Source organism: Rhodococcus sp. G6(2025) (assembly GCF_058628105.1).
In genome coordinates, this window is sequence record NZ_CP179750.1 from 7124054 (window position 1) to 7138647 (window position 14594).

Here is a 14594-nt window from a genome sequence, read left to right on the forward strand (position 1 = left end):
CGGACTACAGACCGCCCCGCGACACGAGTTGCGAGACGATGACGTTGCGCTGGATCTCGTTGGTGCCCTCACCGACGATCATCAACGGCGCGTCCCGGAAGTACCGCTCGACGTCGTACTCGGTGGAATAGCCGTAACCGCCGTGGATGCGCACCGCGTTCAGGGCGATGTCCATCGCCACCTCCGACGCATACAGCTTCGCCATCCCGGCCTCCATGTCGCACCGATCACCGCTGTCGTACTGCTCGGCCGCATGCCAGGTCAACTGCCGCGCCGCGGTCAGCTTGGTCGCCATGTCGGCGAGGTAGTTGCCGATCGACTGGTGCTTCCAGATCGGCTTGCCGAAACTCTCCCGCTGCTGCGCATACGCCAAAGAATCCTCGAGTGCCGCCGTGGCCACACCCAGGGCCCGGCAGGCCACCTGGATGCGGCCGGTCTCGAGGCCCTTCATCATCTGCGCGAACCCCTTGCCCGGGGTCCCGCCGAGGATCGCGTCCGACGAGATCCGGTAGTTGTCGAACGACAGCTCACAGGTTTCGACACCCTTGTAGCCGAGCTTGGGCAGATCCCGTGACACCGTCAGACCGGGACCGTGCTCGACCAGGACGATCGAAATCCCCTTGTGCTTGGGGGACGCGGCCGGATCGGTCTTGCACAGCAGCGCGATCAGCCCGGACCGGCGGGCGTTGGAGATCCACGTCTTCGACCCGGTGATCACCAGATCGTCGCCGTCGGACTTGGCGTTGGTGGACATCGCCTGCAGATCCGACCCGCCGCCGGGCTCGGTCAGCGCCATCGTGGCCCGGATCTCACCGGTCGCCATCTTCGGCAAATACTGCCGCTTCTGCTCCTCGGTGCCGTACAGCGACAGCAGCTTCGCCACGACGGTGTGCCCGCCCATCGCCCCGGCCAGGCTCATCCACCCGCGGGCCAATTCCTGGGTCACCTGCGCATAACAGGGCATCGACACCGGAGATCCGCCGTACTCCTCCGGGACCGCCAGACCGTAGATCCCGATCTGCTTCATCTGCTCGATCCACTTCTCGGGGTACTCGTTGGCGTGCTCCACCGCCTGCACCGTCGGCTTCACGTCGCGGTCGACGAAGGCGCGCACCGTCTCGACCAGGTACGCCTCTTCCTCGTTCAGCTTGCCCATCACTCCACCTCGCACTCGCACATCATTTGTACGGCCATAATCCGACAATGTCTGCTTAAAGTCAACGATCGGTCTTGACATGACGGCTACGCCGCTGCCAGCATCAGCAGCGCAGCCCTACCGGGCTGGCCGTACATATCCAGCCCGAACCGGGCTCCCGGACCCTAGGAATGAAGCATCGTGCAGAACCTCACCCGCAGGCGCGCCGTTCTGGTGGCCCCCGGATCCGACGAACGCAAGGCCGTCAAGGCGCTCGCGTCGACCGCCGACGAGGTGGTCCTCGACCTCGAGGACGCCGTCGCCCCGGCCAGGAAGGCCGACGCCCGCGACCTCGTGCGCCGTCTCGTGCGCGAGTCCGACGGCTCCCGGGCCGTCTCGGTCCGCATCAACGCACTGACCACACCGTGGTCCGAGGACGACCTCGCCCTGTGCGCTTCCCTCGGTGCCGCTCTCACGAGCATCGTGGTTCCCAAGGCGGAGACGGCGCAGGATCTGGCGCACGCCGATCAGGCTCTCGCCGGCACCGACATCGGGTTGCAGGCTCTCGTCGAAACTCCGGTCGGCGTGCAGAACATCGGCGACATCACCCGGTCCGTCGCCCGGCTCGAGTCCGTCATCATCGGCTACGCCGATCTCGGGGCGGCTCTGGGCCGTTCCCGATCCGCTCTCCCCGAGCACTGGCTCGCGATCCAGGACGGCGTCCTCGTCGCCGCCCGCGCCGCAGGCATCCAGGCGATCGACGGACCCTTCCTCGGTATCGCCGACGACGACGCCTTCCGCCACTCGGCCGCATGGACCAGCGCACTCGGGTTCGACGGGAAATGGGTCATCCACCCCGCCCAGGTCGAATCGGCCGCTTCAGCCTTTACCCCCACCGACACCGCAGTCGAGGACGCGCGCCGTGTGATCGACGCACTCGCCGCCGCCGAGGCCGCGGGCAGCGGGGCCGCGCAACTCGACGGGCAGATGCTCGACGAGGCCGTCGCGGTGGCCGCACGACGGGTCCTCGCCCAGGTAGGTGCGCAGTGACGATCACGCAGACGTACGTCGGTGGACCGTACTTCGACGAGCTCGAGGTCGGGCAGGTGTTCGACACCGCCCCCGCCGTCACCCTGACCAGCGGCCTCGCCGCCGCCCATCAAGCCATCCTCGGCGACCGCCTGCGGCTGCCCCTCGACGCGCACCTGTCCCGGGCCGTCACCGGATCCGGGGACGCCGTGGCGAATCCCGGCCTCGTCTGCGACGTCGCCATCGGACAGTCCACGCTCGCCACGCACCACGTGAAGGCCAACCTGTTCTACCGCGGCCTCCGCTTCCATCACTTCCCGCACCTCGGCGACACCCTGTACACCCGCACCGAAGTGGTGGGCCTGCGCGAGAATTCGGCGAAGCCCGGACGCAAACCCACCGGGCTGGCGGCACTCCGCATGACGTCGACGGACCAGGACGGCCGCACCGTCCTCGACTTCTACCGCTGCGCCATGCTCCCGCTGAGCGAGAACCCCGACGAGGACCGCGTCCGCAAGTCCGACGACCTGTCCGCGATCGGTCCGCAGACCGAGCAGTCCTTCGCCGCACCCGAGGGCTGGGACCTCGACCGCTACCGAGACAAGGTTCCCGGACAGCACTTCTCGACCGACCTCGCCGGGGCGGTCCTGCGGAGCAGCGGCGACGTGGTCTCGAGCGCCCCCGAACTGGCGCGCCTCACCCTCAACATCGCGGCCACCCATCACGACGAACGGGTCGGCGCGGACGGGCGGCTCGTCTACGGCGGGCACACCATCGGCATCGCGCTCGGGCAGGCCACGCGCGCGCTGCCCAACCTCGTCACGGTCCTGGGCTGGAAGTCCTGCGACCACACCGGTCCCGTCCACGAGGGCGACACCCTCACCAGCGAACTCGAGATCGAGAGCGCCGAGGCGTTGCCGGGCGGTGGCGGAGTTCTGCATCTGCGTTCACTCGTGTTCGCGCACAATGCCGCAGCGTCCGACGTTCCCGTCCTCGACTGGCGTTTCACCGCCCTCATGGCCTGACCTCCACCATCAAGGAGCTTCTCTCGTGACTGCCCACACTCCCCTTGCCGGACTTCGGATCGTCGAGGTCTCCAGCTTCGTCGCGTCGCCCCTGTGCGGGCTGACGCTGTCTCAACTGGGGGCCGAGGTGATCCGGGTCGACCCCATCGGCGGCTCCGCCTGCTACAAGCGCTGGCCGGTCACGAGTGACGGTGAGAGCATCTACTGGACCGGTCTCAACCGCGGCAAGCGGTCCGTGGCCGTCGACATGCGCAGCCCCGAGGGGCAGCAGCTCGTTCAGCAACTGGTCGCGGCCCCCGGTGCGGGTGGCGGAATTCTCGTCACCAACTCCGGTGGTCGTGACTGGCTCGCCCACGACGCGCTCAAGGCCCTGCGCCCCGACGTCATCACCCTCGAAGTCCTCGGTGGCACCGACGGTTTCCCCGCCGTCGACTACACCGTCAACGCGGGGCTCGGTTTCCCGTCCATCACCGGTCCCACCGATCATGCCGGCGTCGTCAACCACGTCCTGCCCGCGTGGGACGTGGTGTGTGGGCTGTATGCCGCGCTGGCCGTCGCGGCCGCCGTCCGGCACCGCGACGCCACCGGCGAGGGCACCCACATCCGCCTGCCGCTCGAGGACGTCGCGCTCGCCACCGCCGGCACGCTGGGCTACCTCACCGAAGTCCAGATCAACGGCACCGGCAGGCCGGCGACCGGAAACTCCGTCTACGGCACGTACGGAACGGATTTCACCACCAGCGACGGCGAACGGTTCATGATCGTCGCCCTCACCCCGCGCCACTTCCGTGACCTGGTTGCCGTCACCGGAACCACCGCCGCCGTGGAGGCACTCGCCACCGCACTCAACGTCGACTTCGCGCGCGACACCGATCGCTTCACCCACCGCGACGTCCTCACCGCCCTGTTCGCCCGCTGGTTCCGCGAACACACCGCGGCCGAAGTGGCCGAGGCACTCTCGAAGACGTCCGTCCTCGCCGAGCGCTACCGCACCTTCGAGGAAGTCGTGAAGTCCGGGGAGCTCGAGAAGAACCCGATGTTCGCCCCCCTCGATCAGCCGCGCATCGGCACCTACCTCGCCTCCGGGCATCCGGCGTCGTTCGACGGCCACCACAGCACCGTCGCACCCGCCTCCGCAGTCGGCGACGACACCGGCAGCGTGCTCAGGGACCTCCTCGGCAGCTCCGACTCCGACATCGCCAAACTCCTCGACAGCGGCATCGTCGGGGGGAAGTAACGCCTCGACGACGCGACGCTGCGGAAAGCGTGGTTCCGCAGCGTCGCTCGTGAGACCGGCGTCAGCCGAGTTCGTACACCTGGCCGGTGTGGATTCCGTGCACTGATTTGACGAAGGCACGTGCTACGTCGGCGACGAAGGGCAGCCCCCAGGGAACCAGTTCGATCTGCCCGAGCAGTTTGTCGTCGAAGCCCTGCCGGAAGCCGGCCGAGGTGGTGTCGCCGAACGACGGGAACGGGGTGACGCCCGCGACGCTCACCACGGCGTCGACGGTGCCGACTCGGTCGTACATGCGGTCGATCGACCGTCGGTCGCGCAGGTCCACGTCGAGAGCGCTGGACCGCGACGCGACGATCACCTCGTTCCGCGAGTTCAGCGCGTCGGCGACGAATGCGCCGATCCGAGCCCGACCTGTTGCTGCTCGACGAGCCGGCGACGGTCCTCGATCTGGCGGCACGTGAACAGCTTCCGACATCGCTTGACGATGTGCGCGCCCCAGGACCCCGACCGCGCCGGCATTCTCGTTACTCATCATCTCGCGGAGATTCCAACTACGACCACACATGCCGTTCTCGTGCGGGAGGGTGTCATAGTCGCGCAGGGTCCACTATCCGACGTCCTCACCACTACCCATCAGTGACTGCTTCGACCACTCCATCGCCATGACGCAGACGCAGGTACTCGAAACCGTGGACTGACTGGGCGCACAGAGGTGGGCCGACCGCTCGGGCAGCCCACCTGCACCAGCGTCTGTGGGGACTAGTGGTGTGTGAATACCGGTGACCGCTTCTCCACGAACGCGGCCATGCCTTCCTTCTGGTCCTCGGTGGCGAAGGTGGAGTGGAAGAGCCGCCGTTCGAAGCGGATCCCTTCGGTGAGGGTGGTCTCGAAGGAACGGTTGACGGCTTCCTTCGCCATCATCGCGACGGGCAGTGACATCTCGGCGATGGTGGTGGCCGTCTTCAGTGCTTCGTCGAATAGTTCGGCGGCAGAGACGATCCGGGACACCAGGCCGGCGCGTTCGGCTTCCTCGGCGTCCATGGTGCGGCCGGTCAGGCACAGTTCCATGGCCTTCGCCTTGCCGATGGCGCGGGTGAGTCGCTGTGAGCCGCCGATGCCGGGGATGACGCCGAGCTTGATCTCGGGCTGACCGAACTTGGCGGTGTCGGCGGCGAGGAGGATGTCGCACATCATTGCCAGCTCGCAGCCGCCGCCGAGGGCGTATCCCGCGACTGCGGCGATGATGGGTTTGCGCGCGGCGGCGATGCGGTCGCCGATGGAGAAGAAGTCGTCCAGGTAGACGTCCATGTACGACTTGGTTTGCATCTCCTTGATGTCGGCGCCGGCGGCGAACGCGCGGTCGGAGCCGGTGACGAGGATGGCCCCGATGTCGCTGTCGGTGTCGAGTTCTTCGACGGCGGTGACGAGTTCGCGTAGAAGCTGGGTGTTCAACGCGTTGAGTGCTTTCGGGCGGTTGAGGGTGATGATCCCGACCCGGCCTTTGCGGTCGAGGAGGATGGTGTCGTAGTCGGTCACTGGTTGTCTCCGGTGGTGGTGGGTGGGGTGAGGCCGAGTTCGAGGTCGCCGAGTGGGGCGAAGAACGCGTCGACCCGCGCTGGGTCGACCTCCTCGATGGTGGCGGGCGACCACTGCGGGTTGCGGTCCTTGTCCACGACCTGCGCCCGGATGCCCTCGACGAGGTCGGGCGAGCTCAGGCAGGCGACGGACACCCGGAACTCGTCATTGAGTACTTCCTCGAGGCTGCCGGCCTGCCGTGCGCGGCGCAGCGATGTCAGGGTGACCGCGCACGCGGTCGGCGACTTCGCCCGCACCTGCTCGGCCGCCTTCTGAGCCTCGGGCACCCCACTGCCGCGCAACCGGGACACGATCTCGGCGACGGAATCCGCGGAGTACGCGGCGTCGATCCAGCCCTGCTGCGCCAGCAACTCCGAGACCGGTGCCGGTTCGGTGAACTGTGCGAGCGCCTCCTGAACCGACGTGGCCGACAGCGCGTCGAGGAACTGCTCGATCTTCTCCGACGGGATGAAGTGGTCGGCGAACCCGCACGCGATCGCGTCGCCGGCACTGAGCCGGGCGGTGGTCAGGGCGATGTGCGTGCCGAGCTCGCCCGGGGTGCGGGCGAGCAGGTAGGTGCCCCCGACATCGGGGACGAAACCGATACCGGTCTCGGGCATCCCGATCATCGACCGCTCGGTGACGATCCGCACGCTGCCGTGCGCCGACACCCCGACCCCGCCGCCCATCACGATGCCGTCCATGATCGCCACATACGGTTTGCCGTAGCCCGCGATGGCCGCGTTGAGGATGTACTCCTCGCGCCAGAACTCCCGCGAACCGGTGCCCCCGTCCTTGGCGTCGTGGTAGATCGACACGATGTCGCCGCCGGCGCACAGGCCACGCTCACCCGCACCGGTGATCACCACCGCCCGCACCTCGTCGTCGCCGGACCATTCGGTCAGGGCCGCCGCGATCTGCCGCACCATCGCATGATTGAGGGCGTTGATCGCCTTGGGCCGATTGAGCACGATGCGGCCCAGCCCGTCCCGCTTCTCGACAATTACCTCAGATTCAGAATTCACGTAGGTCACCCTGCCGTTCCGCTATTTCCGACGACGCTGCGGGCGATGACCACCCGCATGATCTCGTTGCTGCCTTCGAGGATCTGGTGGACGCGCAGGTCCCGGACGATCTTCTCGATTCCGTACTCGGCAAGATAGCCGTAACCGCCGTGCAGTTGCAGCGCCTTGTTGGCCACCTCGAAACCGGTGTCGGTGGCGAAGCGTTTGGCCATCGCACACAGTTCGACGACGTCGGGGGCGCCGTCCTCGAGCGCGGCCGCCGCCCGCCACAGCAGGGTGCGGGCCGCCTCCAGTTCGGTGCGCATGTCGGCGAGCTGAAACTGCAGCGCCTGCGAGTCGATCAGCGGCGACCCGAACGCCTTCCGGTCCGTCAGGTAGGCGACGGCCCGCTCCAGCGCGGTCTGCGCGCCGCCCACCGAGCACGCCGCGATGTTGAGCCGGCCACCGTTGAGGCCGGCCATCGCGATCCGGAAGCCACCGCCCTCGGAACCGAGCAGATTCGCCGCCGGCACCCGCACGTCCTCGAAGATCACCTGACGGGTGGGCTGAGCGTTCCAGCCCATCTTCACCTCGTTCGGCCCGAACGACAGACCCGGCGACCCCTTCGGGACGATGAACGCCGAAATCCCCCGCGGCCCGCCCTCCCCGGTGCGGGCCATCACCACGTACACCTCGGACGTGCCGGCACCGGAGATGAACTGCTTGACCCCGTTCAGCACGTAGTCGTCGCCGTCGCGGACCGCCCTGGTGCTCAGCGCCGCCGCATCCGAACCGGCACCCGGCTCGGTCAGGCAGTAACTGCCCAGCTGATCCATCGAACACAACCCCGGCACCCACGCACGGCGCTGCTCGTCGGTGCCGAACCTGTCGATCATCCACGTGACCATGTTGTGGATGGAAATGTAGGCGGCGATCGACGGGCACCCCTTCGCGAGCTGCTCGAAGATGCGGGCGGCGTCGACACGAGTGAGCTCGGATCCCCCCACGTCCTCGCGGATGTAGATCCCACCCATCCCCAACGACGCCGCCTTACGCAGGACATCCACCGGGAAATGCTTGGCCTGATCCCACTCCACGGCGTGAGGCGCGAGATGCTCGGCCGCGAAGTCGCGGGCAGTGTCGCTGATCGCCCGCTCGTCATCGGTCAAGGTGAACATGTGGACCCTTTCAGATCGGGGAAGTTGGAAGTACTATAGTTGGACATCCAGGTAAATTGCCAGTGGGTGTGACCCACTCCAAAACGGAAACGCTTCGACCCGGGACGTGCCGACACAGTCCCGTCTGCCGAACGCGGGTTTCGTGAAATACCCACTCGGGGCGTTCATTCGATGCCCATTCCGGACAACTAGGAGGCTTCAGGTGGCCACTGCGCAACCACCCCACTCGGCGCCGGCCGCCGACTCCGTGGCGCCGTATGCATCGCTGATCGCCGCCGTACTGCAAACCCAGAAGCTGATCGGCCATCAACTCAACTCCACGTTGCGTCCACTCGGACTGTCCTTCGCCCGGTACGAGGTCTTGGCCATGATGGTCGCCGCGGACGCTCCGCTGCCCATGGTGCGGATCGTCCGCGCCCTGGACAGGCATCCCACCACCATCGGAACGCTGATCGAAGGACTCGAAGGTTCCGGGTTGGCCGTACGGACGATCAATCGCGCCGATCGCCGTTCGACCCTCGTCACGATCACCGACAAGGGGCGCGAAGTGGCAACCTCGGCGACCCGGGCCCTCGACGCCCTCGCCCTCGTGGACCCGCAGGTAATGCGCCGTCTCCACGACGATCTGCACCAGCTCCTCTCCGCGACCCGACGTGCATCGACCGCCGCAGCGGGCGGAGACCACCCCGCGGTGGCCGACCTGCCGGGAGGCCGGCCGTGATCGACGTCCGCAACATCCGCTCGGATGACCTTCGGTACCTGCTCGCCGTGGCGCGAACCGGTCGCCGCCAATCCGCGGCACTGGACCTGGGTGTCGACCACACCACCGTCTCGCGGCGTGTACGCGCCCTCGAGAAGGCTCTGGGTGTCCGTCTTCTGCAGCGCAGTGCCGACAGTTGGGAGTTGACCGATGTCGGCCGATCGATCGCGGAGAAGGCGCGACTGATCGAGGAAGCCGTTCAGGAAGCCGCCGACGTGGTCCTCGGCATCGGTGAGAATTCACTCCGGGGAACAATTCGGATCACTGCTCCGGACGGATTCGGGTCGTTGTTCGTCGCCCCAGCATTGGCCAAGCTGCGGATGAGTCACCCGCACCTTGTCGTCGAGTTAATCACGGACACAAGGCAACTGAATCTGTACCAATCAGGGTTCGATCTCGCGGTCGCGGTGGGCACACCGATCACCAGTCGGCTGGTCTCCGAACGTGTTTGCCAGTACTCGCTGGGGTTGTACGGCAGCGAGGAATACTTTCGCGAGCACGGCGAACCCGGCAGCCTGGACGAGCTGACAGCGCACCCGTTGGTGTTCTTCGTCGACTCCTTGCTGCAGGTCGGGGATCTCGACTTGAGCCGGCACCTGCCCGGTGTCGTCGCAAAGTTCATGTCCACCAACATCTTCGCTCATGTCGCTGCCACACGCTGCGGCGGCGGCATCGGGCTGTTGCCGGCGTTCATGGCGGACCAGCACGCCGACCTGCGCAGGATCTTGCCGGACACCGTCGACGTCCGGCTCGCCTTCTCCCTGGCCGCACGCCGCGAAAGCCTCACCAATCCCGCGGTCCAGGCCGTTCGGCAGGCGATTCAGGACGAGGCGCGCAGTCGGCGAGACGAACTGGTCCCCACCGTGTAGTTGCCGGGCGCACCAGGGGCGGCGCCGCAGGACACAGACTCCTGCAACGCCGCTGACCGGTGCGCCAGTCGGACTCTCACCGAATTCATGCCCGCGCGGGCACCATCGCATCGAGCGGATCGGTGGCGTCGACAGAGTCGAGCCAGTCGAGAATCTGTTCGGTGTGTTGTCCGAGTACCGGCGGGGCAGCATGCGCGGACCGCACCAACGACGCACCGTCGGCCGTTTCCATCCGCAGGGACGGACCCGGCAACCGGACGGGTCCCACCACCGGATGCTCGACCTCGAGGAGTAGTCCCTGGCTGCGGGTCTGCTCCCACTCGTAGACCTCGTCGATCGTGCGGATCGACCCCGCCGGAACACCCGCGGCCTCGAGCGCGGCGAGGACATCGACCCGCGTGCGGCCGGCGAAATCGGCCTCGATCGCGGCGATCAACGCCTCCCGCGCCGCGACCCGGTCCCGGTTGACCGCGAACCGCGGATCCTGGGCCGACAGACCGGCCACCGGTGCGAACTTCGCCCAGATCGCCTCGCTGCCGACCGCGATCTGAACGTAGCCGTCGGCGCAGCGGAAGCTTCCGTACGGTGCGATCTGCGGGTGATGGTTGCCTGACCGCTGCGCGACCTGTCCACCGACCGTCCACTTGGTGCCCTGGAAGGTGTGGGCGCTGACCGCGGCGGCCAACAGGGACGTCCGCACCACCATGCCCTTGCCGGTCTTTTCCCTCGATGCCAGCGCGGCCGACACACCCGTGGCGCCGTGGACACCGGCGAGGACGTCGGCGATCGGGACTCCGATCCGCGTCGGCTCACCGTCGGGGTCACCGGTCACCGACATCAGCCCGGCCTCGCCCTGAGCGATCTGGTCGTAGCCCGCGCGGGACCCTTCAGGCCCGTCGTGCCCGAAGCCGGTGATCGACAACGTGATCAGCCGCGGGTTGAGCTCTTCGAGGACGTCGACCGGAAATCCCAGCCGGTCGAACGCGCCTGGCCGCAGGTTCTCGATCAGTACGTCCGCGCGCCGGATCAGGCGGCGGAGTGCACCCTTGCCGTGCTCGGATTTGAGGTCGAGCACGATCGATTCCTTGTTCCGGTTCGCCGACATGAAGTACGACGACTGCGGGTCGTCGGCCGGCCCGACGAACGGCGGTCCCCAGGTGCGGGAGTCGTCGCCGGTGCCCGGGGCTTCGACCTTGATGACGCGGGCGCCGAGGTCACCGAGCATCATCGCGGCGATGGGTCCCGCCAAAGCGCGGGAGAGGTCGAGCACGAGGATGTCGTTCAGTGGTCCGACGGTCATGGTGTGCTCCCTTCTCAGAGTGTGCGCAGGCGCACGTTGACCTGCTTGGTCTGGGTGAAGCCGGCGATCATGCCCTCGAGCGACACTTCGCGGCCGAGGCCACTCTGCTTGTATCCGCCGTAGGACTGGCCGACCATCTGCCCGCCGCCCTGGTTGACCTGCACCCACCCGGTTTCGAGGGCGTGGGCGGTGGACAGCGCCAGATCTAGGTTGTGTGTCCACACGTATGCGGCCAGACCGTAGTGCGAATCGTTGGCCATCTCGATGACGTCGGAGTGGTCGTTCCACGGGATCGCGACGAGCGCGGGTCCGAAGATCTCCTCCCGGGACAGGCGCCAGGAGTTGTCGGCGCCGGAGAACACGGTCGGTCCCATGTAGTAGCCGTCGGAGTTGCCGAGCTTGTCCGGTGAGCCGTCGAGGACGGTGGCGACCTTGGTCGAGCTGAGGCCGTCGTCGAGGAACCCACAGACCGAGGCGAACTGCTTGTCGTTGACGATGGCGCCCATGTCCGTCGCCTCGTCCAATGGGTTCCCGACCTTCAGCCCGGCCAGGGTGGTGACGAGCCGGCCGAGGACCTCGTCGTAGACGTCCTGGTGCAGGAACAACCGGGAACCGGCGGTGCAGCTCTGGCCCTGCCGGTGCACTCGGGTCGACAGGAGCAGCTGGTTGATGAAGTCGTCGTCGATGTCCACGTCGGGGAAGACAATGGAGGGATTCTTGCCGCCGAGTTCGAGGGAGACGTGTGCGAGACGGCCACCGGCCTCGCGGGCAACATGACGCCCCACCTCGGTCGAGCCGGTGAAGGAGATCTTGTCGACGTCGGGGTGCTGGACCAGTGCTTCGCCGGCGACCCTGCCGGATCCGGTGATGACGTTGAGCACACCGGCGGGCAGGAACTCGGCGCAGATCTCGGCGAGGAGCAGCACGCTCAGCGGGGCCGCCTCGGCCGCCTTGACCACGACGGTGTTCCCGGCAACGAGGGCGGCGGGGATCTTGAATCCGGCGATCATCAGCGGTGAATTCCAGGGCAGGATGCATCCGATGACGCCGAGCGGCTCCTGCCGGGAGTACTGAAGCTGATCGTCACCGGCGGGCAGAACCGTGCCCTTGATCTCGCCGGCGACACCGGCGAAGTACCGGAACAGGTTCGCCAGGGTCGTAACCTCGGGACGCGCCTGGGTGCGCAGCGCGTTGCCGGTGTCGAGGGCGGTGAGGCGAGCCAGTTCCTCCGCGCGCGCATCGATGGCGTCGGCGATCTGGCTCAGGATCCGGCCTCGCGCCGTGAAGTGCTGAGACCGCCACCGAGGGAAGGCTTTCTGCGCAGCACGCACCGCGCGATCGACGTCCTCAGTGCCCGAGGACGGGACACGGCCGATCACGTGCTCACGCAGAATCGGGGTGGTCACCTCACTCCACTGACCGGAAATGGCGTCCACCCAGGCCCCGTCGACGAACATGGGATAGTCGCGGGCCTCGGGAATGTGGAGCTCAGCGAGTGAGGTTTGTGTGGAGGTCATGTCGGAATCTCCTTGATATATGGATGGCTCTGCTGGGATGCAGGGAACAGCGTTCAGGTGGACGGAGCGACGCTTCCGCGCTCGGACAGCGCGCCGATCGCGTGGGCGTAGACCTCGTCGACCTCACCTTCTGCATCGACCGACAGAAGAAGCGGAGAGTAGTAGTCGAGCAGCGGTCGGGTCTCGTCGTGATAGACCCGCAGACGTCGACGAATGACGTCCTCGGTGTCGTCGGCGCGGCCACGGGCCAGCATCCGTTCGACGACTGCATCGTCCGCTATCGAGAAATCCAGGACGGCGTCGATCTGGCTCAGCTGCCGGCCGAGGAGCTCATCGAGCGCGGTCGCCTGGGCCACGGTGCGGGGGAAGCCGTCCAGAATGAATCCCGTGCCCGTGTCGCCGGCAGCGAGGCGCTCCGCCACCATCCCGATGGTGACCTCGTCCGGGACCAGTTCGCCGGCGTCGAGGAACGATTTCGCCGTCTGCCCGAGTTCCGTGCCCTGCGCGATATGGGAACGGAACAGGTCACCAGTCGAGATATGGGGGAGCTGCAGCGCCGTCGAAAGCAACTGCGCCTGAGTGCCTTTACCGGCTCCCGGCGGCCCTGTCAGAATGATGCGCACAACGAATTCCTTTCACATCGAGCAGCGCCTCACACCCGGTGCCGCGGCACGGGGCGAGGTCTACGTGGGAGGGCTACGACTGTTGTTCCTGCGCGTCGTATGCACCGGCACGGATGGCCGTCACAATCGCAGAGAAGTCACGACCGGGACCATCGTGGGCGACGAACTGTTCGTAGAGTTCGGTTGCGCGCCGTCCGAGCGCCGTGTCGACGTCGTTGTCCGCCGCGGCGGCCTGCGCGAGTCGAAGGTCCTTGAGCATCAACGCGCTCGCGAACCCGCCGGCGTAGTCGCGGTTGGCGGGGCTGGTGGGAACCGGTCCGGGAACCGGGCAGTTCGTGGTCAACGCCCAGCACTGACCGGACGCGGTCGACGAGACGTCGAACAGGGCCTGGTCGGTCAGGCCCAGCTGCGCGCCCAGCGCGAATGCTTCGCTGACGGCGATCATGGAGATCCCCAGGATCATGTTGTTGCAGATCTTCGCGGCCTGACCTGCTCCGGAGTCACCGCATCGGACGATGCGGGACCCCATGGCGTCCAGGAGCGAGCTGGCCTGGTCCACCGCGTCGGCCGGGCCGCCGACCATGAAGGTGAGCGTCCCGCCGTCGGCGGCGACGGTTCCTCCGGACACCGGTGCGTCCACCGCACGATGCCCGGCGCCGACGGCCAGTTCAGCTGCTGCCCGCGCGTCGGCGACATCGATCGTCGAGCAGTCGAGGAAGAGGGTTCCCTGCGCTGCGGCCGGGACCAGATCGGCGTAGACGTCGAGTACATACTTGCCGCTGGGCAGCATGGTGATGATCACGTCGGCACGCTCCGCTGCGTCTACAGGAGATGCAGCAGAGTCGATTCCGTGTGATGCTGCCTCCTCCGCTGCCGCCGGGGAGGGGTCGAATCCGATGACCGTGTGGCCGTTGCGCACCAGATTCGTGGCCATACCCAAGCCCATGTTACCGAGCCCGAGGAAAGCGATCTTGCTCATCGTGTACTCCTAGCGGTGTGATAGCCGACATTCCACGCACGGGGCCGAGAAAACCCACCTGGGGCATCGATTCGAACAAACGGCTCGTGGATGAACCCCGGGGATCATGGCGCTTCGCGTCGCTCTCCGCCGGGAACGGTAATCAGTGTGCCCGCGTATGGATGATCGTGGAATCACCTAACCTGCAATGGGGATGTGCAGAATTGCATCACCACGATCGAAGTGAATCGAACCTGCTGACCTGTGTTCCCGGCGATGCGGTCTGGCCCGCGCCAGACCTGGGCCAAACAATGGGTCTTCTGACCGCGGGCACCGAGGAAGACGTCAGATCGGGTCGGTTACCCGACACTCAGAGCGCCCCAG

The 14594-nt window shown here is 67.0% G+C and carries 14 protein-coding genes and 1 pseudogene; 6 read left to right on the forward strand and 9 right to left on the reverse strand.

From position 1 onward, the window contains the following. Nucleotides 1-4 precede the first annotated feature (4 nt). A complete protein-coding gene (locus tag ACLIVD_RS32985) occupies nt 5-1156 on the reverse strand; it encodes an acyl-CoA dehydrogenase family protein (protein WP_491931357.1) in 1152 nt (383 codons plus the stop codon). Between the two features lie 180 nt (nt 1157-1336). Here ACLIVD_RS32985 and ACLIVD_RS32990 point away from each other — a divergent pair, with 180 nt between their 5' ends. Genes ACLIVD_RS32990 through ACLIVD_RS33000 form a run of 3 tightly spaced genes read left to right on the forward strand, consistent with a single transcriptional unit; the run spans nt 1337 to nt 4426 of the window. Next, a complete protein-coding gene (locus tag ACLIVD_RS32990) occupies nt 1337-2185 on the forward strand; it encodes an HpcH/HpaI aldolase/citrate lyase family protein (protein ID WP_491931358.1) in 849 nt (282 codons plus the stop codon). Further along, complete coding sequence (locus tag ACLIVD_RS32995; RefSeq protein WP_491931359.1) at nt 2182-3189, forward strand: MaoC family dehydratase; 1008 nt, start codon at nt 2182-2184, stop codon at nt 3187-3189. The genes ACLIVD_RS32990 and ACLIVD_RS32995 overlap by 4 nt, the downstream gene beginning before the upstream one ends. Nucleotides 3190-3214: 25 nt before the next feature. After that, complete coding sequence (locus ACLIVD_RS33000; RefSeq protein WP_491931360.1) at nt 3215-4426, forward strand: CoA transferase; 1212 nt, start codon at nt 3215-3217, stop codon at nt 4424-4426. 61 nt (nt 4427-4487) lie between these two features. Here ACLIVD_RS33000 and ACLIVD_RS33005 read toward each other — a convergent pair whose 3' ends face one another. After that, on the reverse strand, nt 4488-4883 hold the full coding sequence (locus ACLIVD_RS33005; RefSeq protein ID WP_491931361.1) for a Rossmann-fold NAD(P)-binding domain-containing protein: 396 nt from the start codon (nt 4881-4883) through the stop codon (nt 4488-4490). On the opposite strand from ACLIVD_RS33005, the pseudogene ACLIVD_RS33010 reads away from it, so the two are divergent. Continuing rightward, nucleotides 4826-5124 (forward strand): annotated as a pseudogene (locus ACLIVD_RS33010) (ABC transporter ATP-binding protein); the annotation flags it as partial. The gene ACLIVD_RS33005 and the pseudogene ACLIVD_RS33010 overlap by 58 nt on opposite strands. A 61-nt stretch (nt 5125-5185) precedes the next feature. Here ACLIVD_RS33010 and ACLIVD_RS33015 read toward each other — a convergent pair. The 3 genes from ACLIVD_RS33015 to ACLIVD_RS33025 are packed head-to-tail and all read right to left on the reverse strand — an operon-like array spanning nt 5186 to nt 8183. Continuing rightward, nucleotides 5186-5962, reverse strand: a complete 777-nt coding sequence (locus tag ACLIVD_RS33015) for an enoyl-CoA hydratase (RefSeq protein ID WP_491931362.1) — start codon at nt 5960-5962, stop codon at nt 5186-5188. After that, nucleotides 5959-7026, reverse strand: a complete 1068-nt coding sequence (locus tag ACLIVD_RS33020; RefSeq protein ID WP_491931363.1) for an enoyl-CoA hydratase/isomerase family protein — start codon at nt 7024-7026, stop codon at nt 5959-5961. Before ACLIVD_RS33020 ends, ACLIVD_RS33015 begins: the two co-directional genes overlap by 4 nt. Before the next feature lie 5 nt (nt 7027-7031). Next, complete coding sequence (locus ACLIVD_RS33025) at nt 7032-8183, reverse strand: isobutyryl-CoA dehydrogenase (RefSeq protein ID WP_283332169.1); 1152 nt, start codon at nt 8181-8183, stop codon at nt 7032-7034. Between the two features lie 202 nt (nt 8184-8385). Here ACLIVD_RS33025 and ACLIVD_RS33030 point away from each other — a divergent pair, with 202 nt between their 5' ends. Next, on the forward strand, nt 8386-8904 hold the full coding sequence (locus ACLIVD_RS33030; RefSeq protein WP_491931364.1) for a MarR family winged helix-turn-helix transcriptional regulator: 519 nt from the start codon (nt 8386-8388) through the stop codon (nt 8902-8904). Further along, nucleotides 8901-9812, forward strand: a complete 912-nt coding sequence (locus ACLIVD_RS33035) for a LysR family transcriptional regulator (RefSeq protein WP_491931365.1) — start codon at nt 8901-8903, stop codon at nt 9810-9812. Before ACLIVD_RS33030 ends, ACLIVD_RS33035 begins: the two co-directional genes overlap by 4 nt. Before the next feature lie 85 nt (nt 9813-9897). Here ACLIVD_RS33035 and ACLIVD_RS33040 read toward each other — a convergent pair whose 3' ends face one another. The 4 genes from ACLIVD_RS33040 to mmsB form a co-directional block, all read right to left on the reverse strand. Next, complete coding sequence (locus ACLIVD_RS33040) at nt 9898-11112, reverse strand: CaiB/BaiF CoA transferase family protein (protein ID WP_491931366.1); 1215 nt, start codon at nt 11110-11112, stop codon at nt 9898-9900. Nucleotides 11113-11126: 14 nt separating this feature from the next. Then, nucleotides 11127-12629, reverse strand: coding sequence for an aldehyde dehydrogenase family protein (locus tag ACLIVD_RS33045; RefSeq protein WP_491931367.1), 1503 nt, complete (start codon nt 12627-12629; stop codon nt 11127-11129). 53 nt (nt 12630-12682) lie between these two features. After that, nucleotides 12683-13252 (reverse strand): adenylate kinase, encoded by a 570-nt coding sequence (locus tag ACLIVD_RS33050; RefSeq protein WP_491931368.1) that lies wholly within the window; start codon nt 13250-13252, stop codon nt 12683-12685. 73 nt (nt 13253-13325) lie between these two features. Continuing rightward, nucleotides 13326-14231: a 3-hydroxyisobutyrate dehydrogenase gene (gene mmsB, locus ACLIVD_RS33055; RefSeq protein WP_491931369.1), complete on the reverse strand. Its 906-nt coding sequence runs from the start codon at nt 14229-14231 to the stop codon at nt 13326-13328. Between the last annotated feature and the right edge of the window lie 363 nt (nt 14232-14594).